Consider the following 25,365-nt stretch of genomic DNA (forward strand, 5'->3'; position numbering starts at 1 on the left):
GATAACTCCTTGTTTTTTATTCAATTATTAAGCCTATTGAATAATGAGCTTTTCTGTTTTATTAAAATCCGGACTGCTAAGCTTTACAAAGTAAATACCTTTAGCATAATGCTTCAGTTCGGTAGTGAAGGAATTAGTACCACTTGTAGCGATTCCTTCATACAAGGTTTGTATTTTTTTACCAGAGATGTCCAGTAGCTCTATAGTTACCTTTCCTTCTGTTATCAAATCCAGATCTATATTAAGGTTATTATTTGCAGGGTTGGGATACAATTCTAATTTATTACTGATAACTATATCTGGTGCTTTTTTACTGCTGATGAATTGAAACTTACCGCCTGGGAAACAGCTGTAAACTGGCCAAATAGTCTTACTTACACTACGGCCTAAGCCATCAGTTACGACTACTTTATAAGCTCTGGAATTGAAACCCGAGGTAGATGCAGGTACATAGGTGTCAATAGTTGGAGTAGAACCCACAAGCTGCCATATTCCTGTGGTGTAATTGGCAGCATACCATTTATAAGTATACTTTCCGAATCCACATTTGGCTGTAGCTGTAGCTGTACCCTGTGTTATACATTGTAAAATTGGGGAACTGGTTACATCCACTTTCAAGACCAAGGCGAGGTCAGGATAAAAATCTGCGACATAGTTGATCATATCGCTGACCTTAGCAGCATTATTATTAAAAGGCGCTCCGGTAGGCTGCCCCAAAAGATTTACATTTGGGTTGGAGAAGTACTGGATTCTGTCATAATCAAAATAGCCATTCGTTTGTGTCATTATTGTCCTCTTATAATGATGGTTACTTTGTGTACCAACATCAAAGGTGTAGCCATGTGCTGTACCTGGATCATCGTCATCGTCATGTCTGGCTCCATACAAATGTCCTATTTCGTGTGTAAAAGTATAGCGCCAATTGGTAGCATCAATTACATCTACAATAGCATATGCATCTTCTTTTGTACCACCAATGGCCTTAGCATATCCTGCGAAATTCCCATACAAATCCCCTGTAAGGAGTACTACCAACTCAGCCTTATGTAAATTTCGGAGGTTTTGAACATATGTATTAGAAGCTAAGAGATTTGTATCGTATGCTATTTCTCCAGATTCAGAGAATTCGGTTAAAGGTAAAACAGCCTTTAATGTGATGTTGTAATTTATGCCACTGTTAGAAAAAGTCTGGTTCACTTGTGCAACGGCTAGATTGGCGAGGGCATTTATAGCTAATCCATCTGGTACAGAATTAAGTGCGTCTTGGGTATAAAGAACTAATACTTTGGTTTTTATCTGGTCGCATTCAGCAGGTATTGGAATCTGTTGCATACTCGGTACACTATTTCGTATAGTGCCACAGGTACTATTAATAAGTTTTTCCGATTTTGGATTAAGCTCAGCAATTACCTGTAAACCTTCGCTCAGGTCGTAAAGCTCATAGCCATGATTGTCTATTGTGAAGCTACCAGCAAAAACGCCCTTATGGTTAACAAGCGTCATTTCACCGAAAGAACATGTTTTATATTTAGTAGGGTCCTGTAAGCTTTGACCTCGCCATGTGTAAGTGTCTAAAACGATATCTTTTTCATTGATTTCTGTTCCGGTACTGTCTGCATAAGTAGCAATATAGCTAATTTCTGAACAGGGTAGGAATGGGAGTTTTAGAACAATATTGTTGCTTTGGGTAGCAGTAGGTATTTGAGTAACTTCGACCAGATTGAGGCTTTGGTAAATTTTACGAGCTTCAAGCAAATTGTAATTTTTTGTTTGTCTTTCTGTAAGATCATTTTTGGTTTTACTCGACAGTCTCATTATTTGAGTTTGAGCAAAAAGAACGGGTGCATAAATGCACAACATTAGTAATAACAAATAGCGGTAATTTTTTTTCATGTTACAATGTGATAAGATTTCCTCACAAGCAATAGTGCGGGCAGAGGGTTGCTCCCTATTTCAACATTGTTTTTGGAGTAAAATCTTCTTTTTGAGATTTTTCTGTCATAAACAGAAAATCGTTCAATATTCAAATGTAGGATTTTTTTTAGAAAAATAACACTTTATGTAAAATTTTATGATTCTAATGATTTAAGATGCTACTTCTGGTGCAGTAATTAAAGTAGATGGAGGTGTTTTTTTTTGAAGTTAAAAATTTAAAAATAAAGTCATATATCGTAAAAATGGATATATTTTGAAGGATTAAATAAAAATTTAGAACTTAGAAAATTGAAAAAAAACGAAAGAACTACCAGTATAGAAAAACAATAATTTATCATTTTGGAACCAATGACTAATTTTTGGGCTTTAGTTTAAAGCAAAAAAAAAGTCTTTTCAGAAATGAAAAGACTTTTGTCGGGGTGGCAGGATTCGAACCTGCGGCCTCCTGCTCCCAAAGCAGGCGCGATAACCGGGCTACGCTACACCCCGAAGATGTATTTGTTGTACTGCCCGTAAGCGGATGCAAATATAGTAATAAATTTGTTTTACAAAAGAAAAAACTCAAAATAAATAAAACTTATTTTGAGATAGTTATTTCGGATTTATTTTCGGTGTTATTTTTTATAATAAAGTTTACATTTGCAACTCTTAAAACTATATACATTATGTCAGATACAATCGAAAAAATTAAATGCCTAATTATTGGTTCCGGACCAGCAGGTTACACTGCTGCTATTTATGCAGCCAGAGCTAATATGAATCCAGTTTTATATCAGGGAATGCAGCCAGGTGGACAATTGACTACGACTAATGAAGTAGAAAATTTCCCGGGTTATGTTGATGGAGTTACAGGGCCGGAAATGATGATTCAGTTGCAAGAACAAGCAAAACGCTTTGGAGCAGATATTCGTGATGGTTGGGCTACAAAGGTTGATTTTTCAGGAGATATTCATAAAGTTTGGATTAATGATACTATCGAATTGCACTGTGAAACCGTTATTATTTCTACAGGAGCATCAGCAAAATATTTAGGATTACCTTCAGAGCAACATTATTTACAAATGGGCGGCGGAGTTTCTGCTTGTGCAGTTTGTGATGGTTTTTTCTACCGTAATCAGGAGGTTGTAATTGTTGGAGCAGGAGATTCTGCCTGTGAAGAAGCACATTACTTATCTAAACTTTGTAAAAAAGTAACGATGCTGGTAAGAAGCGAAAAATTCAGAGCTTCTAAAATTATGGAAGAACGCGTTCGTAAAACTGAAAACATCGAAATTTTAATGAACCACGATACTGTTGAAGTGGTTGGAGATAATCAGGTAGTTCACGCTATTAAAGCTTTAAACAAAACTACTGGTGAAGTTATTGAAATTCCTGCAACAGGATTTTTCGTAGCAATTGGTCACAAACCAAATACTGATATCTTCAAAGATTACCTTACACTTGATGAAACAGGTTATATTGTAAATACTCCGGGAACATCTAACACAAACGTTCAGGGTGTTTTTGTAGCGGGAGATGCTGCAGATCATGTTTACCGTCAGGCAATTACTGCTGCCGGAACAGGATGTATGGCTGCATTGGATGCTGAGCGCTATTTAGCATCTAAAGAGTAATTTTAGTTTCAGATTGGAGTAAAGATTTTACCGCAAAGAGCGCAAAGATTTTTCCCAACATTCGATGAGAAAATAAAAAGTTCGCAAAGCTGATTTAATACTTAGCTTTGCGAACTTTGTTTTTTTATAAAATATAGAAAATAAAACTTTGTGTTCTTTGCGGTAGAAATTAGTCCGACTTAATATTGGAAAGTATATTTTCTATTTATGGAATTTTAAGAAGCTAATGAAGCTTATTTTATCTTCTTAAACAATTTAGCTTCTTCAGAAAAACGGGTGAGTGTTATGGCAGGGCTTCCAAAAAGAGAAAGTTCAGCTTTGTCTCCAAGTGCTATCGAAATGGTTGTGTCAGCAAGAACAGTCCCTACGGCATAATTTTCAACGGTAACGTTAGCCTCTTTCAGTGTGAATTTTGTTCCAGTAAAAACAGAATTGTTATCTAATCGGATGGTTGCTTTTTCTGCAATACCTTCAATAGCAGCTGTTGCTTTTTGGTATAAATCGCATTTGAATTTTATTGCAGAAACTAATGTTTTAATAGATGCGTTCTTGCTTAATTGTAAATTCGCTTCTTCAGATTTTAAATTCAATTCGGTTCTTGACTTGTCATCAGCAAATAAGCTGAACTTTTTAGAATTTACGTTTAGAAATAACTTTGAATAATCAAAACTATTAAATGTAATGTCATCTAACTGAAGTTCCTGAATGGCATAAACAGCAGCATCGTTTTTGGCAATGACCGATTTTAATGTTTTGGTATAGGTAACACGAACAATTAATTTTTTGAAAATGGTACTTTCTTTTGAGGTATATAAACGTAATACTCTTTCTCTTAAATCCATTGCGACAATATCATGTAAATTATCATCGGCTTCAATTTTGATTTCGTTTTTTTCACCTCTTTCCAGATAAACTTCCAGATTGTCATCGGCTTCGATGCCATCAAATTCGCCTACTTCTTTTACAGAAGTTGTTACGACTTTAGATCCTTTTATTTTTTCTCTCCTTTGTGCAAAGGTTAATGTAGTAACTAATAATAAGAGGAGCAGGGCTGTATTTTTTTTCATTAAATTTAAATTTGATTTTCACAAATATAAAAAAATCATCCACTTTCGATGAATGATTTTTTTATATTTAACAGATAAATATGGTTTATCCCTGGCTTACGCTTCCTCCTGAATTAGCCGTTTTCTCGACTGTTTTAGGTGTTGTGTCATAATTAATACTTCCTCCGCTGCTTGCATTGGCTTTTAAGCTTACAATTGGATGAACCTCAACATTTGCTCCACTTGAAGCATCTGCCTGAACATCGTTTACAAACAGTCTTTTGGCATTGATCGTAGAACCGCTTGATGCTGACGTTCTGACTTTTAAAGCTTTTCCTTCTACTGATACTGAGCTTGCACTATTAGTATCACAGGAAACAGTGTCAAATTCGATGTTAAGACCTACTGTTGCAGCGCTTGAAGTTTCAATATCAAGATTTTCACCCTGAAGAGTTCCTTTGTTTGATACAGAAGCAGCACTTGAAGCTTCTAATCTGTCAATTTTAGGCATCTTTACGGTTACTTTTTTCTTTGTAACACTAAGAGAATTGTGTTTAGATTTAATAATCAAAGTACCATTTTCAACTTTAGTAATAATGTCTTTTTGAATGTTATCATCTGTTTCAACCACAATTTGAGTAGAATCAGATTGTTCGATTACTAAATCGATCGCATTGCTTATGGATATTTTGGTAAAATCTCCCTGAACAATTCTTTTTTCAGTTGTAACGTTTCCGCTTCCTTCAATTGTATTCACATTAAAGTTACATGAAGCAAATAGTAATGCGGTTATAGTGGCAAGAATAAATTTCGTAATATGAATGATTATTTTTATCATGGCTTAGTTAATTTTAATTATAACTCCGTTTTTGTCAGTGGTTAATCTTCCGTTGGTTTTTTTTCCGTTTAAAATTTCTTTTCCATTAATTTTAACCGAAACTTCGTTTACAGTATCGTTGTCAACACTGTTTTCTTCGTCTACATCGTTAAAGTCATTCTCTTCAGATGGGCAATTCAGGCATTTAGTTTTTGAACCTTCTACCTTGTAAATGTAATCACCACTGAAGTGCAGGTTGAAAAAATCATTTTCAGATTGATCATAATCTTGTACAGAAGCGTCTGGTTTAAAAAGTTGTCCTTCTGGTAAGTATAAATATATGTCAACTTCCTGACCTCTAAATTTGTTTTTTACATCTGTAAGATAGTAATTATCCAAAATTAAGTGATTTCCTTTAATTTGAAATTTGTAATTGATTTTCTCTGCTCTTTGTTTTGCAGATATAAACGAATTTCCTCTTGCACTTTTTTCGATCTGAATATATGGAGCAGCTTCATCAGTGTGTAAAACATGCAAACGAACATCATTTGAATAGATTAACTGATTGTTTGCTGAATCCTGCACGAATTCAAATTCTCTGTAGTGATTTAAATCTTTTGCGTAATAATCATTGTATCTGAATTTCACGAATAAAGTATCTTTTGTACTAATGTTAAGCGCTTTTTTCTCTACTGTTTTATTATCGTATGAAATTTCAGTTGCTTGTTTGATTCCGATGCTGATAGCAATAGCTACTGCAATAATCCAAATGGCTAACAAAGTGTATTTTACAATATTCCCGATAGATTTTAAATTTGGAGATAACAATTTGAACCCTAAAAGTGTCAAAAAGAAAAACGGAATTCCAACGGCAAAGAACATTAACAATCCAAATGACCAGATTGGGTAATCTGTAAAGTTTCCGGCTTCAATGAAGTTTTGCCAGGGAAAGTCAACAAAAACGTTTGTTCCCAAAGTAAAAACCCCAATCAATAAAGCGATTAAAACGCTTAGACCTGACATGATCAGGATAACTCCTAAAAATTTAGCGAAGATTTTAAAAACCGTCATCACAAAGTCTCCAAATGAACTACTTATTCTCTCAGCTCCCGACTTTACCTGGTTTCCCATTTTGTCATAATCTGCATTTTTGAATTTGTCAGATAATGATTCAATTTCTTCACGAACTTTTTTTTCAATGTTCGAAATCGTCACCGGTTCACCTGTCATTTCCAGTTTTTCTGATGTTGTAACCGCTTCCGGAGTTACAATCCAAAGAACAAAATAAGCTAAGATACCAGTTCCAAAACCTGCAAAAACAAATATTAAGAATACAATTTTAATCCATACAGCATCAATTCCAAAATAGTGTCCCAAACCGGTTGCTACACCACCAATCATACCTTTTTCTTTGTCTCGGTACAATTTTTTATGTTTTCTGTTGCTGTAATCATTAAAAGACTGATTTGTTTTTTCTTCGTCTTCAAGGATATAATCTTCAGGTTGTCCCATCACTGTAATCACCTCTTCAACTTCTTTCAGTCCTACAACATGTTTATCACTTTTTTGTTTCTCTATTAATAATTCAGAAACACGCATTTCGATATCTTTAATGATTTCATCTTGTCCGGATGAGTTGTTAAGTGATCGTTTTATAGCGTCAAAATAGCGTGTCAATTTTAAATATGCATCTTCATCGATGTGAAAAACCATACCGCCTAAGTTAATATTTACTGTTTTGTTCATGACTTATTGATTTTGATTGGTGATTAGTTTTACGGCGTCTGAAAGTTCTGTCCAGGTTCCGCTAAGTTCGTTTAAAAATGTTTGTCCTATTTCGGTTAATCCATAATATTTTCGTGGTGGTCCAGATGTCGATTCTTCCCAACGATAATTAAGTAAACCGTCGTTTTTCAGCCTAGTTAGTAATGGATAAACTGTTCCTTCAACAACTAGTAATTTCGCATTTTTTAAAGTGTCTAATATTTCAGATGTATATGCGTCTTTTTCTTTTAATACGGATAAGATGCAAAACTCAAGAACACCTTTGCGCATCTGTGCTTTTGTGTTTTCAATGTTCATAATTTCATTTTGTTTTTTTTAGATTGAACAATTCGTTTTTTGATTGATGATTTTGATTGATGATTGATTGCGAAACGATTTTTGTTGATTGCTTGTAAAGTTTCGACTATAACTTTTAATTTTTTATGTCACACTGAACAAAGTCAGGTGCTTCATAAATATTGATTACTTTATAAAAGGAATCGTTATTGGATATTTATATAATTCTCCGTTTGAAGCTTTTATCGAAGCATAAATCACTAAAAAGAATTCAACAAATTTTAATAATCCAAAAAGTAAAACTGCTGTTGCTCCAATACTTAAAATTCCAATGTTTCCGTCGATGTTTAGATTTCTGATGATTAAATCTTCATCGTTAAAAACAGTATTGATTGGAAGGTTCTTTAAAAGTACAAATGCAAAAATCGGAATGGCAATTAAAGCTAAAACTAAAGTGTAAAGCAAAAGACTTAACTGAAAATTCAATGTTTGCTTTCCGTGGTGATTTACAAATTCTGATTTGTCTTTGTAACTCGTCCAGATTAATATTGGGAAAATATAATTCCCAAACGGAATGATGTACTGACTTAAAGTACTTAAATGTGTGAACGTTGCAATGTTCTTTTCTGATGTGGTTTCCATGATGAGTGGTGTTGTTGTTTCCATGATTAAAAGTATATAGTATTTTCTTATGCAAATATATGTCTAAAAGACAGTATCTTGTTTTGCATAGTACCAAATATTAACAAAATATTAACAATTATAAAATTTAAATTAGAGCTATAATGTATTGGAAATCATTCGGAAGTCCTGTTTTTATTGACGGTTTAGGAAAGTAATTCCAATTTATTGTGCGTGCATAGTTTTTTTGTATTTTTACATAAAAAAATAAATACCATGGCAATATCAGTTTCAAAACTCAACAAATTTGTGTTATTCAAATTACCATCGGCATACATTTGTGGTGTGCGTGTAAAGGCAATCGACGAAGATAGATGCGTGGTAAGTGTAAAACACAGATGGATCAATCAAAACCCTTTTAACTCGATGTACTTTGCGGTTCAGGCAATGGCGGCAGAGTTAACAACAGGAGCATTAGTGATTTCTCAAATTCAACAAAGCGGAAAAAAGATCTCAATGTTGGTCGCTAACAATAAAGGAAACTTTACCAAGAAAGCTACCGGAAGAATAACATTCGTTTGTAACGACGGACATTTAATCGCCGAAGCTATTCAAAGAACAATCGCAACAGGTGAGGGGCAAACTTTCTGGATGAAATCTATAGGAACGAATGAAGAAGGAGTTCAGGTTTCAGAAATGGATTTTGAATGGAGTGTAAGAATTAAATAGTTTTAAAGTTTTTGCCACGAATTTCACAGATTAAAATGATTACTCGACGAAAAGCTTTGACAAAGTTTTTTCGCCACGAATTTCACGAATTGACACTAATCTAAAATGAAAATATAAATGCGTAATTCAATTTGCACAAATAATTCGTGCTAATTCGTGAAATTCGTGGCGAAAAAAAAACATAAAAAAGGCTTCGAATATATTCGAAGCCTTTTTGGTAAAAGATACATTGCGATTATTTTTTAGCGCAACATTTTTTGTCTTTTTTGTCAGCTGTTTTTTTGCAGCAAGATTCTTTTTTAGCTTTATCTTTTTTAGGAGCTGGTGTTGTGTCTTGTGCTTGTAATCCAATTGTGAATAAAGCGATCGCTAAAACAGTAAATAATTTTTTCATTTTTTGTTTAATTTAATTGTTAGTACTTTTCTTTTTTTTGATTGAAGATTTGATTCAAATATAATACGATTTAGTTTTAGAAATTGTCAACGATAAGTTAATGTCTATCGAAGAAATATTAAATTTTAAAACAAACTCTCTTTAACCTTTCCCTGAAACAATTCTGTTGTTAATCTTTGTAAATAATACCGAATTAAGCAATCCAGCCATCTTCTATTTTATCAACGACCCATTTATCATTTACTTTTTTAATATAGATTAGATATCCATATCCGCACAAACCACCACATTCAATTCCTGCGGTGAGAACGCCATATTTTTTTTCATCATCAAATTGAATTCTGCTTAGAAGAACTATTCCTGGTACCGAATAGCAACATTCATTATAAAATTTCCTATCATTTCCACGTGGTATTTTGGAAACATATTTAAGATGAAAAGCAGTATAAGCGTCCAATTTTTTTCTGTCTAGTTTATATTCAAGCGTATCCGCAACATTGTCTTTCGATATTACAGCATCTTTAAAATGTTCCTGAAGTTCTTTAGAATGGTCCCTTATAATCACTTCATCAAAGAAAACAAGATCAACAGGGAATTTCTTTTGTTTAGATTCGGCTAGTTCTTTATTGAATCGTTTTTTTGATTCATTTCGTCTGTTCAATTTATATTCCGATGGATCGACTCCCGAAGGCGCAGGTGGAACATAAGTCGGTATAGCATTTACCCAAACCGAATCAATAAGAGCTGGATAAACCTCATAAAATACCTCTTTTTCCAATTGTAAATCTTTCTCTTTATTGTTACAACTAGCCATTAAAGTGAAAAACAATAACAACATCGCAGTTTTAAAAAGGTTTTTTAAGCTGGAAAAATTCCATTTAGACTTTTTAGTTTTATTTAATTCTTCATGTGGATAATTATAAACTCCTATGCCGTCATCGTATATTTTCGGGTTACAATTAAAAGATTCCAGAAATACAATAAGTCCATTTATTCCTCCGTAAGGATATGAATATGCATCGTATAGAAGTATACCTTTATTATGACTCGTCTCTTTCAAATCAATATATTCTATTTCATAATTTATGGATAATAATTCAATGAGGGAATAGAAATGCCAACTTAGCTCCGTTTCTTCAGCTGTTTTAAAATTTGGTTTTAAATCCGAATCTAAGAATGTGAATTTTTCTAAGGAATATTTCGGAAATGTTTCAAACCAAAATTTATCATCTCTTCTAATAGAATTGTTTTTAGAATCTTTTAAAACTTCGAATGTGTCTTTTAAATCTTTAAAGTTTCCTTCATTTGTAAAATCGAATTCTATGTAACAATACTGATTCTCCATATTTAGCTTATTGAAAAGTTGTAATTTTTATTTTAATAAAGATTGAGTTGAACTTTTATCAAGCTAAGATATAATTTATTCGCCGCTAAAATCTGTTTTATAAACACACTTTCTAAATGAACTTAAATCACTCATATGGTTAAAAAAAAAACTATTAATAATTCAGATTCAATCCAAAGCCAACTCCCATATCACTATCATAATGGGTTGTGATTCCAAAGTTTCGGCCAGCGATATATTTTAGACCCGCCATATATTCTTTATCTGTATTCCACATCAAATTCATTCGTAAACGTCTCGAAAGCGGAATATCTTTTCGCTCAAACTGAACCCTTACATTTCCATCGGTGTAAACCTCAACCTGAGCTTTTACAAGCATTGGCAACGTATATTCGATACCCGCACTAAAAACGGAACGATTGTCTTTGGTATTCTTTTGCCCGAACATATTTTGTTCCTGCTCGTCCATTCCCATTCTTCTGTAACGCCAATCGAAACCTATAAAAGGCATAAACCATTGCATTTTACCAATATATCGACCAATATGTGTTTCGGTTTCATAACCATGTTCATTGTTATAACCCAATCTCCATTCCGTTCCAATGCTCCAGCGCGTGTTGCTGAACATTGCTTCACCGTCATTTCCGTTTGATGCAAAATCATTTTCCGCCATAAAATGAAACATTCGATCGTCCATTTTTAGCATTTTGTACGCCATTTTAGGATCATGAATCAACGGATTTGGAGCTGAATTTTCATAAGTAAAGATGCGTCCCATTCCCGCCATCATGTGATATAAGATATGACAGTGAAAAAACCAATCGCCATCGGCATTTGCCTGAAACTCGATTGTATCGGTTTCCATTGGCATAATATCAATTACATTTTTTAACGGAGAATAATCACCATGTTCATTCAAAATTCTGAAATCGTGTCCGTGTAAATGCATTGGGTGGCGCATCATCGATCCGTTATACAATACAATACGTACGTTTTCGCCTTTTTTGATTAAGATTTTATCCGTTTCAGAAATTACTTTATTGTCTAAACTCCAAACATAACGGTTCATATTTCCTGATAATTCAAAACGTAATTCTTTTACCGGAGCATCTTTTGGTAAAGTTGTCACGGTTGGAGATTTCAGCATTCCGTAATTCAAAGTCGTAATCTCGGCAGTTTCTGTAGAATCGCTCGACATTTTCATATCGTCCATTTTCATGCCTTCCATATTATGCATCGAATGATCTTCGGTTTTTGTTGATTCGTCTTCGCCCGAAATTTCAGGATACATTACAGCATTCATGTCCATTTTGTTCAGAGACATTCTCATACCCATATCGTTCATTTCGCCGTTCATCTTCATCATATCATTCATCATTTTCATGCCTTCAAAATATTTTAATTTCGGAAGATGGGAAACAGGCTGTTTGACGCCGTCTCCTAAAAACAATGAAGCTGATCCGGTTCTATCTTCGGCTGTAGCCAAAAAAGCAAAGGATTTGTTGTCTTCAGGAATCGTCACGACAATATCATAAGTCTCAGAAACTGCAATAATCAATCGGTCCACTTCTACAGGTTCAACATCGTTTCCGTCGCTGGCCACAACCGTTATTTTTCCGCCGCCATAAGTCAGCCAGAAATAACTCGAAGCGCCTCCGTTTGCAATTCGCAATCTGACTTTATCGCCTGTTTTAAATTGAGAAAGCTGATCTTCATTTTTTCCGTTAATTAAAAACTTCTCATAATAAACATCACTTACATCCATGGCATTCATACGTTTCCATTCGTTGGTGACTTTGGTCGAAAATTGTCCTTTTTGAATTGCTTCGGCATAACTTTGAGTGGTTCCTTTTTTTATAGCAAACCAATCATTAGCATTATGCAGCATTCGTTGTACATTTTCCGGTTTAAGATCTGTCCATTCGCTTAAAATAACCGGAACTGTTGGTAAATCGTCAATCCCTTTTCTAAAAGTAGAGTCGTCTTTCTTCTTATTAATAATAAAAAGTCCGTACAAACCAATTTGTTCCTGTAATCCCGAATGACTGTGATACCAATAGGTTCCGTTCTGGATAATTGGGAACGTATATTTATGGGTTGTTCCTGGTTTAATGGGCATTTGCGTTAAATAAGGAACACCGTCTTCTTTATTCGGAAGAAATAATCCGTGCCAGTGCATGGCTGTATCTTCGTTTTTTAATTCGTTATGAACATAAATTTCGGCAATATCACCTTCGGTAAAAGTGAGTGTTGGCATCGGAATTTTTCCGTTTACCGTAAGAGCCCGTTTTTCTTTTCCTGAAAAATTGACAATCGTGTCCCGAACGTATAAATCGTAACGAACCACTTTTTGTGCTTGTGTACTAAAAGCAATCAAAAAGACAATAAGAATAGTATATAATTTCATCTTGATTTTTTAAAGGTTTAGATTTCGCAATCGTAAGGCATTTACAATTACCGAAACCGAACTTAGGCTCATTGCCAGCGCGGCTAACATTGGCGAAAGCAAAATTCCGAATACAGGATATAAAATTCCTGCTGCAATTGGAACTCCTAAAACATTGTAGATAAAAGCGAAAAATAAATTCTGTTTGATATTTTTCATAACCGAAAAACTTAATTTTTTAGCTTTTACAATTCCGTTTAAGTCACCTTTTACGAGTGTTATTTTAGCACTTTCGATGGCAACATCAGTTCCGGTTCCCATTGCGATTCCAATATTTGCCTGTGCTAAAGCCGGAGCATCGTTGATTCCGTCACCCGCCATGGCAACAATTTTACCTTCAGCTTGCAAACGCTGGATTTCTTTCAGTTTATCTTCCGGAAGGCAATCGGCTTTAAACGAACTTAAATGTAAACGATCTGCAACAGCTTTGGCAGTATTGCCATTATCTCCCGTCATCATAATTACTTCTACACCCTGATCGATTAATTCTTTGATCGCTTTGGCGCTATTTTCTTTGATGGCATCTGTAATCGTTACATATCCTGAAACGGTATTGTCTACAGCAATATAGGAGACAGTTTTACCCAGATTTTGTTCGGCAATAATTTTGTTTTCGATATCATCTGAAATCGAAGTACCGACCTGATCCATTAGTTTTTTATTTCCTAAAGCTACTTTTACATTACTGACTGTTCCTGTAACTCCTTTTCCGGCAACGGCTTCAAAGTCCGGAACATCCAGAATCGTTTGACTTTTAGCTTTGGCAAAATTTACTACGGCTTGCGCCAAAGGATGCTCGCTGTGCTGATTGAGTGAAGCGATTTTTTGCAATAAATCATCTTCATTATTATGAATGGCGTAGATTTTTTCGACAGATGGTTTTCCTTCGGTAATCGTTCCGGTTTTATCTGTTATTAAAACATCTATTTTACTCATGTTTTCGAGTGCTTCGGCATTTTTTATCAATATACCAGCTTGTGCTCCTTTACCCACGCCCACCATTACAGACATTGGGGTTGCTAATCCTAATGCACAAGGACAGGCAATAATCAAAACAGCAATAGCATTAATTAATCCGTAGATATAAGCCGGTTCCGGACCAAATTTTGCCCAGACAAAAAAGGTAATAATAGCAATAATGACCACCGTTGGAACAAAATATTTTGCTACACGATCGGCTAATTTTTGAATTGGCGCTCTCGAACGACTTGCATCATTTACCATTTGTATAATTTGAGAAAGCAAGGTTTCAGATCCCACTTTTTCTGCAATCATGACAAATGATTTAGTTCCGTTTATAGTTCCCGCAATTACAGCGTCGCCCACTTTTTTATCCACCGGAATTGGTTCTCCGGTAATCATAGCTTCGTCAATACTGCTTTTTCCGGTTGTAATTTTTCCGTCAACCGGAATTTTTTCTCCTGGTTTTACACGAAGTAAATCTCCTTTTTTAATGTTGTGAATCGAAATTACCTTATCATTTCCGTTTTCTACCAAAGTGGCTTCGGTGGGAGCCAGTTTCAATAAAGCTTTTATGGCTCCGTTTGTTTGTCCGTGCGCTTTGGCTTCTAATAATTGTCCTAATAAAACCAAAGTTATAATTACGGTTGCCGCTTCAAAATAAAGATGAATGGTTCCGTGATGTGATTTAAATTCTGAAGGAAAAATATCGGGAAAGAACATGCCGCCAATACTAAACAAAAAGGCAACTCCGGTTCCAATTCCAATAAGCGTAAACATGTTTAAATTCCAGGTAATAATGGATTTGTAAGCACGAACAAAAAACATCCAGCCTGCGTAAAAAAGTACGGGAATAGAGAATAAGAACTGAACCCAGTTCCAGCTTTCTATAGACATTATGTTATAAAGCGGATTATTAGGAATCATTTCTGACATTGAAATAATAAAGATGGGAAGTGTGAATAGTATCGCAATCTTCATTTTCTTTAATAAATCTGTATAGGTTTTGTTCTCTTCAGTTTCAGAAGCCTGCATTGGAACTAAATCCATACCACAAATCGGGCAGTCGCCGGGTTCGTTCGAAACAACTTCCGGATGCATTGGGCAAGTAAATTGAGTTGTGTTTATAGCAACTTCCGGAACTAAATCCATACCGCAAACGGGACAATCTCCAGGTTTGTTATAGGTTTTGTCGCCTTCGCAGTGCATTGGGCAATAATAAACTCCGGTTGTATTATGGTGATGAGTTACAGTTGCTGTTTTTTTGTGATGATGTCCTTCGTGATTGTCTTTCTTCTGACCTGAACAACATGATTTAACGGAAGCTTCTGGAGTATTTTTAGATGAGGTCATCTCAATAGTATATTTTCCGGCTTCGGTTAAAACTTCCTGAAATTTTTCGGTAGGAACATGTTTTTCCATTGTTATAGTCGCCAATGGAGGATTTAGCGTTACTTCTGCCTGAATTCCTTCAACTGTATTTAAAGTTTTTTCGACTTTTTTACGACAGCCATCACACGACATTCCTGAAATTATATATTGATGAGTCATTGTTTTATCTTTTATTAGTTATTACAATGCAAATTTCCGAAGTAACGTTTACTTCGGTTTGTATAATTTTGAGAATGATTTGTAATATTTATGAAAAGAGATTTAACTGCAAAGCGCACAAAGGTTTTTTTGATCTCGTTTTATAGTAATCTCGCAAAGGCGCAAAGGCGCAAAGCTTTTTTTTAAACCTTGCGAAAAAAAACATAGCCCAGGGTTTTAACCTTGGGATGCATATTGTAATGAATTCGTTGCGTTCCAATGGTTGAAACCATTGGCTATGTTTATCATTTTTGTGAACCTTACGTAAACCTTTGCTCCCGATAGCTATCAGGATTGCGTTAAAAAAAATTACAAATTCTCTATTTGAATGCGTTTTTTGTCTTTCAGCTGTTTGAAATAAGTAGGCGTGAAACCTGTAATTTTCTTGAACTGATTGCTTAAATGTGCCACATTGCTATAGTTTAACATGTCGGCAATTTCACTTAACGAAAGTTCATTGTAAATCAACAGCTCTTTTACTTTTTCGATTTTCTGGCTGATAAAATATTTTTCGATGGTAGTATTTTCAATTTCCGAGAACAGATTACTCAATGTACTGTAATCCTGGTTGAGGTTTTCTACTAAATAATCAGATAAATTGACTTTGAGTTCGTTGTTTTTGTGATGAACCAAATCGACAATAAGATTTTTGATTTTTTCAATGGTCTTACTCTTTTTATCATCGATAAAATCGAAACCTAAGGCTTGCAGATTTTTCAGTAGAATTTCTTTTTGAGAATCAGCAATATCATGTTGCAGTTCGACTTCGCCTAATTCAACAGAAATAGTCTGAAGTCCGAGTTTTTCAAACTCAGACTTCACAACCATTTTACAGCGACCGCACACCATGTTTTTGATGTAGAGCGTCATATTTATTTGATGGTTTCTACCACGTTTCCGCAAGTTAACATTGAAGAACCATAATACGGATTCTTAACTGCTTTTTCTTTGCTTAACCAGTCTGCATCAGCCATTGGGCAATATTGTTTGTAAACAACTTCAGTTGATTTCGAAACTTTAATCAGCTCATAAGTATTTTTTGAAAGCGATTTGAAAGTTTCACGTTGTTTTTTAAGATCTGAAGTAGTCGAAATACTTTTGGCATCAGCAGTTAATTTTTTTACCACTTTCATCCAGGCAGTATGCTCATTGGTTTTTAGTTTATCCATTTTTACAGCAGTAATTGCCGTTAATAGATCCTGTGCTTTTGCCGAAGTTAATTTGGCATCGCTTTTTATTAAAGCGTCTTTTACAGTAAAGTAAGCATCGTAAACCGTTTGTAACTGACTTGAATCAGTAGTTTCTGCGATTGTTGCTGTTTGATTTGTATTTGCCTGAGTAAAATTTGCAGAGAATAATAATAATGTAATTACTATTGCTATAGTTGCTATTGAATTTTTCATTGTATGTGATTTTTTGATAGAGAATTTATATTTTCTCTAAAGTTAAATAATTTTAATTTTTCTTTGCGAGCTTAGCGTAAATCTTAATGTGTTTTACGGTTAAACCCGACCCAATTATGGCTGTCAGAAATACAATTATTTTATTTTTGGAGGTAACCAGATAGAAGTAAAACCGTCAGAAAGACCAGCGGTTTTGTGATATGAAATAGATTTCTCAAGAGAGAAATTAAATAAGTTGTTATTGAATTCAAATTCATTTACAGCAATCATGCTAAATGCCAAAGCCGTTGGTGTACAACCGGAATGATCACATTTTCCGCTGCAGCCATGCTGATCTTTTTTTGTACCATGGTTTTTCGCACAACAATCTTTTTGGCAGGAATCTGAAGTTTCTTTTTTGGAAGTTACTCTTTTTTCACAAGAAGATTTCTCAGAAGACTTTCCACATGCATAACCTGCATTTGACATCAAAAAGAAGCCCAGAGTTAAAAAGAAGAATAATATGTGGATTTTTTTTGTCAATTAAAATGTCTTTGAGGTACAAATTTAGAGATTTTTTTTAACCGTTACTATTTATTTAAGATTTCAAATGTTATGTTTTTTTAAAATCTGTTGGTTTCATGTTTTTTCTCTTCTTGAAATAATTGGATAAATGGCTTTCATCTGTAAAACCAAATTCATAAGCAATTTGCTTGATAGGCAATTGATTGTTGTGAATTCGCTTTTCGATTAAAGTTGTTCTTAGGTTATGGATGTAATCGCGATAACTAATAGAAAATGTTCTTTTGAAATAAGCACTAAAATAAGTTTCGGCGATGTTAAAATGATTTGCGATTACCTTTATCTGAACCAATTTTGGCTGATAAATATTCTGATGAATATAAGAAGTGATTTGTTCATTATCTATAGAATTTCCCTTAACGACAAGATTCATACCACGCATGGTTTCTTTGATCAGTCCAAAAATCGAAAGAATCTGATAGAATACAATAGGTGAGGTAGAAACATCGGTTTTACAGTTGTAAGCAGCAATGTTTTCGATCGTGTTTTTTAATATTGTTTTGCAGGGATCATCTAATTTAAGAACTCTTTCTTTCAATGTTTTGTCACGCATAAAACTTTCCGGAGTATGAATTAAAAATTCATCACAAGTAAGGTTCTGTTTCGAATTAAAATAGTTGTCAGTAAACTTAATATAAAAAAAACGGGTGCTTTTTTTTATATCAAAATAATGTTCATCTTCTGGCGAAATAACAAATAAGTCTCCTGTTTTATAAGGTAATAAGTTGTTGTTCAGATGGTGAATTCCGTTTCCTTTTTTGATGTAAATAATTTCATAATAGGTATGAGTATGTGGAGGAAGATGAAATTTCTCGTCTTCAAATTCATCAATAACCAGTGTTTTGAATTGATTTAATTTTGGCATAACGTAAATTTACAATTTTATATCACAAATGTACAATTTTTTTTAAATCTAACGGTGTTAAATTTGCACCATAGAAAATCTATTCCTTTCTAGTAAAAACAAATGAAAAAAAGTCTTATTGCACTCTCATTAGGAGGTTTAACTATCGGTATTACCGAGTTTGTTATGATGGGTTTGTTGCCAGATATTGCCTCAGATATGAAAGTTTCGATTCCGGTTGCCGGATATTTAATTTCAGCTTATGCACTTGGTGTTGTTATAGGAGCTCCTTTATTAGTTATAATTGGGAGAAACTTTCCACCAAAAAAAATGCTTTTGATTCTTGCCTTAATGTTAACCTTATTTAATGCGCTTTCGATTATAGCACCTACCTATAATTTTTTATTCGCTTCAAGATTTCTTTCCGGTTTACCGCATGGAGCCTTTTTTGGAGTAGGAGCGGTAGTTGCCAGTCGTTTGGCTGATAAAGGCAAAGAAGCACAGGCTATAGCGATTATGTTTTCCGGTTTAACGCTGGCGAATTTAATAGGTGTGCCAATTGGTACCTATATTGGGCATCATTTTGTATGGCGCTATACTTTTGTATTAATTGCTGTTGTGGGGTTGCTTACCTTTTTGTTTATCTCTTTATGGATGCCAAATCTGGAGAAAAGCGGCAATGTAAATATGAAAACACAACTACAGTTCTTTAAGAAAACTGAGGCCTGGCTGATCATCGGAATTACTGCTATTGGTTTTGGAGGATTGTTTGCCTGGATAAGTTATATTGCTCCTTTATTAATTAATGTTTCTAAATTTTCAGCCGAAGATGTTTCTTCTATCTTAATTCTGGCTGGTTTAGGTATGGTTGTGGGGAATTTCTTTGGAGGAAAACTAGCTGATAAATATTCACCGGCACCTACTGTACTGGCTTTGCTTTTTGTAATGTCGATTGATTTAATTTTGGTTTATCTGTTTTCTTCTAATCAGTATGTTTCCTTGTTTTTGACATTTTTAACCGGAGCAATTTCATTTTCTGTTATTGCGCCCATTCAGATGCTAATGATTAAAACGGCCAAAGATGCAGAGATGATTGCTTCGGCAGCTCTTCAGGGAAGTTTTAATATTGGTAATGCGTTAGGGGCATTTTTAGGTGGATTGCCTTTAAGTGCCGGTTATAGCTATGCTTCTCCAAATCTTATTGGTCTTGGAATGGCGGTAATTGGAATGATTATTACTTTTATTTTAATGCAAAAACACAAAAGTAATTTGCAACTTCAACGCGCTTAATGTTTTAAGAATTACCTAATACAATACATCACCCTTTTACTATAGATAGTTTAAGGGTTTTTTTATGCTCTGTAGTGAGCTTTTTTTGTTTTTAAGTTCAATTCTGGCATATTGTATTTACTATTAGTAAGAATATAGTGTCATTAAATTTGAAATAGTTTTTCTAATTGTTTTGGTCTCTATAAAATTAACAGCTTATTTAGGAGAAATTTCCATAAGTAAAGCTGTTTTAAATGTTAAAAACACACTTAATAATATTGTAATTTCTTTTATTGTAATCGATTGTTTTTTTTGTAAAATCGCAACAAATCATGAAATAATAAAAATATATTTAATATTTATATGGTTGATAAATTACAGATGTCATATAAAAAAGCAACTTTATTTTTGATATTTTATTTTTATTATGAAATTTTTATGAATTTTAATTTTTTATCTAAAAAAAATATTTATGTTTGTGTAATCGATTACAACTTTTAAAAAGCATCTTGAAATATTGCTAATTTGACTTGTATATAAAGAAATGAGAAATCCTTTTTAAACAGAACAAATTGACCTTATAATTATTTTTGGAAAAGTTTTAGCCGAAAAAATAACCACAAAAAACCACTTAAAACAATTAATAACTTAAACAATCAACCATGAATTTTAAAGATTTATTTAACAAAGGAGCAAATTGTTGCTTTGCAGTTGTTTTCTTAATGTGTTTACTGATGAGCAATCAAATGAATGCCCAGGCAGTAACACTTGAAGGAACAGTAAAAGATGCTGCAGGACTAACTTTACCTGGCGTTAATATATTAGAAAAAGGAACAAAAAATGGTGCTTCTACAGATTTTGACGGACGCTATAAAATAAAACTTAGCAACCCTAAAGCAGTGTTAACTTTCTCCTTTATTGGTTTTAAAACGAAAGAAGTAGGTACTGAAGGCAAAACTAAAATTGATGTTATTTTAACTGAAGATTCTAACAGCTTAAATGAAGTTGTTGTAATTGGATACGGAACATCAAAAAAGTCTGATTTAACGGGTGCAGTCTCTACTATTTCTGGTAACGATTTGAAGAAGGTTCCAGTAGCAAATGTTGCTGAAGCGCTAACAGGCCGAATTGCAGGTGTACAGGTAACATCATCAGAGGGTTCTCCGGATGCAGATATAAGAATTAGAGTTCGTGGAGGTGGTTCCCTTACTCAGGACGCATCGCCTTTAATTATTGTGGATGGATTTCCAATAAACAATATGAATGATATTTCTTCATCTGATATCGAGTCGATGACTGTTTTAAAAGATGCTGCTTCAACTGCAATATATGGATCACGTGGTGCAAATGGGGTAATTCTTATTACAACAAAAAGCGGGAAAGACGGGAAAATTGCGGTAAATTTTAATATGTTCTATGGTATGAAAAAGATGGTTAACGAAATTGATGTTTTGTCGCCTGAAGATTATACGAAATGGCAATACGAATATGCTTTGCTTTCACAAAGCGGAACAAAAGTAGCTTCTGATCCGTCTTCATATACTAAGTATTTTGGAAACTGGCAAGATCACGATATGTATAAAGGTTTAAAAGGAAATGATTGGCAAAAACAAATCTTCGGACGCACGGGAGAGGTACAAAGCCGTGATTTAGGAATTAGAGGAGGAACTGATAAGCTTAATTATAACTTTAATTACGCTCATTACGATGAAAAAGCGATTATGATAGGTTCAAATTACAAAAGAAATAACCTGGCGTTAGCTTTAAAAAGTAAAATAACCGATAAGATTGATGTTGGCTTTACAGTACGTTATTCAGATACTGAGATTGATGGTGGAGGGGTAAATGAACAAAATGAGAAATCTTCATCAGATTCACGTATGCGCACTATTGTTGGTTATGCGCCACTTCCGGTTGCAGGTTTAACCTCAGATGATGTATCCGGAGACGGTTCAGATGTATTGGTAAATCCTTTAAGATCTATTTATGATAATAATCGTCAACAGTTTCGTAAAAACTTTAATATGCTGGGAAGTTTTGGATGGGAGCTTGTAGATAACTTAAAATTAAAAGTAGATTTAGGTCTTGACAATTTTAATACATTAGATTATCGTTTTTATGGGCGAAGTACTTATTATGTAGCTAATGCTCCAGTTGGTCCGTTACAGGGTATGCCAGCAATGATTATGTCAGATGGTAAAGAGAAACGTTTTAGAAATGCTAATACACTGAATTATGATTTCAAAAAAATAATGGGTGAAAACCATCATTTGACTGCTCTTTTAGGACAAGAAAATATTACATATACTACCAATACTGTAACCAGTACTATTCATGGATATCCTACGTTTTTTGATTTTGAGAAAGCCAAAAATCTAACAACACAAGGAACACCGCAATCTATAGATAATTATTATAGCCCGGATGACAGATTATTGTCGTTTTTCGGACGTGCAAATTATGACTACAAAAACCGTTACATCTTATCGGCTACATTTCGTGCAGACGGTTCAAGTAAATTTCTAGAACAAAATCGTTGGGGATATTTCCCTGCTTTTGCAGCGGGATGGAAAATTTCGGAAGAGCGTTTTCTAAAAAGCAAAACCTGGATAGATCTTCTAAAAGTAAGAGCTAGTTATGGTGAGGCAGGAAATAATAATATACCTGTTGGGCAGCAAGTTCAAATTTTTCAATCTACACCAACAACCTGGATTAATGGAGTTACTAGTATTTGGGCACCTTCAAAAACAATGCCTAATCCTGATTTAAAATGGGAAACAACAGTAACTCAGAATATTGGTTTGGATTTTGGATTTTTCAAAAATCGTTTAAGTGGTAATTTTGATGTCTATAAAAATATTACGAGCGATTTATTAATTAATTTCCCTGTTCCAGGTTCCGGATATGATTATCAATACCGTAATATGGGAGAAACACAAAATACAGGTTTCGAGGCTACTATAAATGTAGTTGCTATTGAAAAAGCCAAATACGGACTGAATTTTTCATTCAATATGGCAGTAAACAAAAATCGTATTAACTCATTAGGCATTATGAATAATTTTGGACAAGCTACAGGCTGGGCATCTTCACAAATTGGAGATGATTATCTAATAGCGCTTAATTCTTCGTTAGGTTCTATGTACGGCTATAAAAATGATGGAAGATATGAAGTTTCTGACTTTGATTATGTTGGTGGAAAATATGTTTTAAAAAGCGGAGTGGTTAGTACTGCTACTACTTTAGTTGGAGACGGAAGCTCTCTTAAACCCGGAGACATGAAACTGAAAGATGTTAATGGAGATGGAAAAGTAGACCTAAACGACAAAACAGTTATTGGTAATTATAATCCTAAAAGTTCAGGTGGTTTTGTTATCAACGGAAATGCTTATGGATTTGATTTAATGGCTGCTTTTAACTGGAGTATCGGAAATGATATATACAATGCAGATAAAGTTGAATTCTCTACAGCCAATGCTTCAGGGCAGTACAAAAATTTAAATTCTACTATGGCCGATGGAAAGAGATGGACGAATTTGGATCCTGTTTCAGGTCAATTAGTAACAGATCCTGTGGCATTAGCAAGTCTTAATGCTAATACTACAATGTGGTCCCCATATATGAGAACTGCTATATTTACTGATTGGGCAGTTGAAGATGCATCGTTCTTAAGATTAAATACTTTAACATTAGGGTACACAGCCCCTCAAATGTTTACATCAAAACTTGGAGTTTCTAAATTAAGATTCTATCTGACAGCAAGCAATGTTTTTGTTTGGACTAAGTACTCAGGTTCTGATCCGGAAGTTTCAACAAGAAGAAAAAATCCGCTTACACCTGGGGTTGATTCAAGTCCTTATCCAAGAAGCAGACAAATGGTTTTTGGGATGAATCTTAATTTCTAATTTTAAATTATTACAAAATGAAACATAAAATAATAATAGCAGGATTGATTATTTCTGGTTTATTCAGTTCTTGTCAACAATTTGAAGATGACTATTTAGATACTCCTGCACAATCAACATTAGATGCATCTTTGATTTTTTCTACAGCGGGACTTGCAAAAGGAGCTATTGACGGAATAAAAGTACCATTTGCAGAGACTAACTCTTACAGAGGGCGTTTTTTACCATATTATGGATTAAATACAGATGTAGAATGGTATAATACTTCACAAACAGCAGGAGATAAGTCAGATTTGTGTGTTTATGATGCAAAACCAAGTAATACAGAGATGAATACGACTAATAATGCTTATTCAATGATGTTCTCAGGTATTGAACGTGCTAATATTTGCATCCAAGGTTTACGCCAGTACGGAAAACCTTTACCAGGAACAGAAATGGGACAATTGTTAGGAGAAGCTTTAACTTTAAGAGCAATTTACTATGCTGATTTAATTAAAGCATGGGGTGATGTTCCGGCTCGTTTTGAACCTATTAGCAGTGAAACTTTATATTTGGCTAAATCAAGTAGAGATATTCTTTATAAACAATTAATTGCAGATTTAGGAGAAGCATCAACACTGGTTGCATGGCCTAACGAAACAGCCTATACAAGTACTGTAGAGCACGTAAATAAAGCTTTTGTAAAAGCATTTAGAGCACGTTTGGCTTTGGCAGCAAGTGGTTTCCAACAATACCCTGACGGAGTAAGAAGAAGTACTGATCCGGAACTTTCAGTTGCCAATATGTATGCATTGGCATTAAGAGAATCCCGTGAAGTAATTCAAAGTGGTTCTGCTCGTTTAGAATCTACTTTTGAGGGATTATGGAGAAAATACAATGAAGAAAACACTACTGCCGGAGGAGAATCTCTTTGGGAACTTCCTTTTGCAGATGGACGCGGTAGAATGTTGTTTACTTTTGCTGTAAAACACACAGCGGCCAGTGATCAGTTTCAGGCTAATGGAGCTAATCGTGGAGGTGTAGCAGGTCCATTACCATTTGTTTTTTACGATTATGACCAGGCTGATGCGCGTAGAGATGTTACTTGTGTACCTTACAAATATGGTGCAGCAGTTAATAATATTGCGAAGCAAGAGTTAAATACTTTAGATACCTGGTATTTTGGTAAATATCGTTACGAATGGATGAAACGTTATGTGACTTCTACCAATGATGATGGAGTAAATAAAATATACATGCGTTATGCTGAAGTGCTTCTTATTGCTGCCGAAACGGCTAACGAATTAGAAGGTCCTGGTGCAGCTGCGCCTTATTTAAAAGAAATTCGCAGAAGAGCATTTCCTGCTGCTCAGACTGTAAAGGTGGATAATTATGTAAATGCTTTGACTAGTAAAGAAGCGATGTTCAATGCTCTTGTTGAAGAAAATAAATTTGAATTTACCGGAGAAATGGAACGTAAACAAAACTTAATTCGTTGGAATTTGCTGAAAGCAAAATTAGATCAGGCAAAACAAAAAATGACAAATTTATCTGCTCGTACTGGTGAATATGCTGATGTACCGGCAACTTTGTACTATAAGTATAAATCAGATAATGTAAGTTTAGATATCTACGGATTAAATAGAGGAGAAACAATAAATCCCGGAGTAACATATTCATCAGCTACCTGGACATGGACTGGAACAGCTGCAGATGCTAAGATAAATTCATTATATAAAGCAGGCGTTAATCCTGATAACAGACAATTCTGGCCAATATGGCAAGTGTTTCTTGATGGAAGCAATGGTCAATTGAAGAACGATTACGGTTATTAAGATCTTAGA

Annotated in this window: 19 protein-coding genes and 1 tRNA gene; 5 read left to right on the forward strand and 15 right to left on the reverse strand. The window is 34.3% G+C overall.

The genetic code is table 11. From position 1 onward, the window contains the following. Window positions 1-33: 33 nt before the first annotated feature. Together A4F88_RS17650 and A4F88_RS17655 are read right to left on the reverse strand one after the other, a co-directional pair. The gene (locus A4F88_RS17650) at window positions 34-1,332 is read right to left on the reverse strand and encodes a zinc-dependent metalloprotease (protein ID WP_162268802.1); all 1,299 of its coding nucleotides are present in this window, start codon (window positions 1,330-1,332) and stop codon (window positions 34-36) included. A 1,017-nt stretch (window positions 1,333-2,349) separates the two neighbouring features. Further along, window positions 2,350-2,424, reverse strand: a tRNA-Pro gene (locus A4F88_RS17655). A 176-nt stretch (window positions 2,425-2,600) separates the two neighbouring features. Here A4F88_RS17655 and trxB point away from each other — a divergent pair. Beyond that, entirely contained in the window at window positions 2,601-3,548 is a 948-nt protein-coding gene (gene trxB, locus A4F88_RS17660; protein ID WP_068843981.1) for a thioredoxin-disulfide reductase, read from the forward strand. A gap of 233 nt (window positions 3,549-3,781) precedes the next feature. Here trxB and A4F88_RS17665 read toward each other — a convergent pair whose 3' ends face one another. The 5 genes from A4F88_RS17665 to A4F88_RS17685 form a co-directional block, all read right to left on the reverse strand. Then, on the reverse strand, window positions 3,782-4,615 hold the full coding sequence (locus tag A4F88_RS17665) for a GIN domain-containing protein (protein WP_068843984.1): 834 nt from the start codon (window positions 4,613-4,615) through the stop codon (window positions 3,782-3,784). 85 nt (window positions 4,616-4,700) lie between these two features. Beyond that, window positions 4,701-5,432, reverse strand: a complete 732-nt coding sequence (locus tag A4F88_RS17670) for a head GIN domain-containing protein (RefSeq protein WP_068843988.1) — start codon at window positions 5,430-5,432, stop codon at window positions 4,701-4,703. 3 nt (window positions 5,433-5,435) lie between these two features. Then, complete coding sequence (locus A4F88_RS17675) at window positions 5,436-7,157, reverse strand: PspC domain-containing protein (RefSeq protein WP_068843990.1); 1,722 nt, start codon at window positions 7,155-7,157, stop codon at window positions 5,436-5,438. Between the two features lie 3 nt (window positions 7,158-7,160). Next, the gene (locus A4F88_RS17680; RefSeq protein ID WP_017498072.1) at window positions 7,161-7,493 is read right to left on the reverse strand and encodes a PadR family transcriptional regulator; all 333 of its coding nucleotides are present in this window, start codon (window positions 7,491-7,493) and stop codon (window positions 7,161-7,163) included. Window positions 7,494-7,658: 165 nt separating this feature from the next. Further along, window positions 7,659-8,138 (reverse strand): DUF4870 domain-containing protein, encoded by a 480-nt coding sequence (locus A4F88_RS17685; protein ID WP_082815799.1) that lies wholly within the window; start codon window positions 8,136-8,138, stop codon window positions 7,659-7,661. 231 nt (window positions 8,139-8,369) lie between these two features. Here A4F88_RS17685 and A4F88_RS17690 point away from each other — a divergent pair, with 231 nt between their 5' ends. Further along, window positions 8,370-8,822 carry a DUF4442 domain-containing protein gene (locus A4F88_RS17690; RefSeq protein WP_068843992.1) on the forward strand — a complete coding sequence of 151 codons (453 nt, stop codon included), beginning with the start codon at window positions 8,370-8,372 and terminating at the stop codon, window positions 8,820-8,822. A 235-nt stretch (window positions 8,823-9,057) separates the two neighbouring features. Here A4F88_RS17690 and A4F88_RS25630 read toward each other — a convergent pair whose 3' ends face one another. The 8 genes from A4F88_RS25630 to A4F88_RS17725 all read right to left on the reverse strand — a co-directional run bounded on the left by A4F88_RS25630 (window position 9,058) and on the right by A4F88_RS17725 (window position 18,386). Continuing rightward, window positions 9,058-9,216 (reverse strand): hypothetical protein, encoded by a 159-nt coding sequence (locus A4F88_RS25630; RefSeq protein WP_167349264.1) that lies wholly within the window; start codon window positions 9,214-9,216, stop codon window positions 9,058-9,060. A 193-nt stretch (window positions 9,217-9,409) separates the two neighbouring features. Further along, entirely contained in the window at window positions 9,410-10,561 is a 1,152-nt protein-coding gene (locus tag A4F88_RS17695; protein WP_068843994.1) for a hypothetical protein, read from the reverse strand. A 154-nt stretch (window positions 10,562-10,715) separates the two neighbouring features. Further along, entirely contained in the window at window positions 10,716-12,968 is a 2,253-nt protein-coding gene (locus A4F88_RS17700; RefSeq protein ID WP_068843998.1) for a multicopper oxidase domain-containing protein, read from the reverse strand. 9 nt (window positions 12,969-12,977) lie between these two features. Next, on the reverse strand, window positions 12,978-15,518 hold the full coding sequence (locus A4F88_RS17705) for a heavy metal translocating P-type ATPase (RefSeq protein ID WP_068843999.1): 2,541 nt from the start codon (window positions 15,516-15,518) through the stop codon (window positions 12,978-12,980). Between the two features lie 348 nt (window positions 15,519-15,866). Further along, window positions 15,867-16,427 carry an AraC family transcriptional regulator gene (locus tag A4F88_RS17710; protein ID WP_068844010.1) on the reverse strand — a complete coding sequence of 187 codons (561 nt, stop codon included), beginning with the start codon at window positions 16,425-16,427 and terminating at the stop codon, window positions 15,867-15,869. A gap of 2 nt (window positions 16,428-16,429) precedes the next feature. Further along, window positions 16,430-16,960, reverse strand: coding sequence for a DUF3347 domain-containing protein (locus A4F88_RS17715; RefSeq protein ID WP_068844012.1), 531 nt, complete (start codon window positions 16,958-16,960; stop codon window positions 16,430-16,432). Between the two features lie 135 nt (window positions 16,961-17,095). Then, a complete protein-coding gene (locus tag A4F88_RS17720; RefSeq protein ID WP_068844014.1) occupies window positions 17,096-17,482 on the reverse strand; it encodes a hypothetical protein in 387 nt (128 codons plus the stop codon). 70 nt (window positions 17,483-17,552) lie between these two features. Further along, window positions 17,553-18,386, reverse strand: coding sequence for an AraC family transcriptional regulator (locus A4F88_RS17725; RefSeq protein ID WP_068844016.1), 834 nt, complete (start codon window positions 18,384-18,386; stop codon window positions 17,553-17,555). 102 nt (window positions 18,387-18,488) lie between these two features. On the opposite strand from A4F88_RS17725, the gene A4F88_RS17730 reads away from it, so the two are divergent. The 3 genes from A4F88_RS17730 to A4F88_RS17740 all read left to right on the forward strand — a co-directional run bounded on the left by A4F88_RS17730 (window position 18,489) and on the right by A4F88_RS17740 (window position 25,356). Further along, window positions 18,489-19,655: an MFS transporter gene (locus A4F88_RS17730; protein ID WP_068844018.1), complete on the forward strand. Its 1,167-nt coding sequence runs from the start codon at window positions 18,489-18,491 to the stop codon at window positions 19,653-19,655. Window positions 19,656-20,296: 641 nt separating this feature from the next. Further along, window positions 20,297-23,539, forward strand: a complete 3,243-nt coding sequence (locus A4F88_RS17735; protein ID WP_068844020.1) for a SusC/RagA family TonB-linked outer membrane protein — start codon at window positions 20,297-20,299, stop codon at window positions 23,537-23,539. Between the two features lie 17 nt (window positions 23,540-23,556). After that, complete coding sequence (locus A4F88_RS17740) at window positions 23,557-25,356, forward strand: RagB/SusD family nutrient uptake outer membrane protein (RefSeq protein ID WP_068844022.1); 1,800 nt, start codon at window positions 23,557-23,559, stop codon at window positions 25,354-25,356. Window positions 25,357-25,365: the final 9 nt, after the last annotated feature.

Origin of the sequence: Flavobacterium chilense (assembly GCF_001602525.1) — a bacterium.
GTDB lineage: Bacteria > Bacteroidota > Bacteroidia > Flavobacteriales > Flavobacteriaceae > Flavobacterium > Flavobacterium chilense.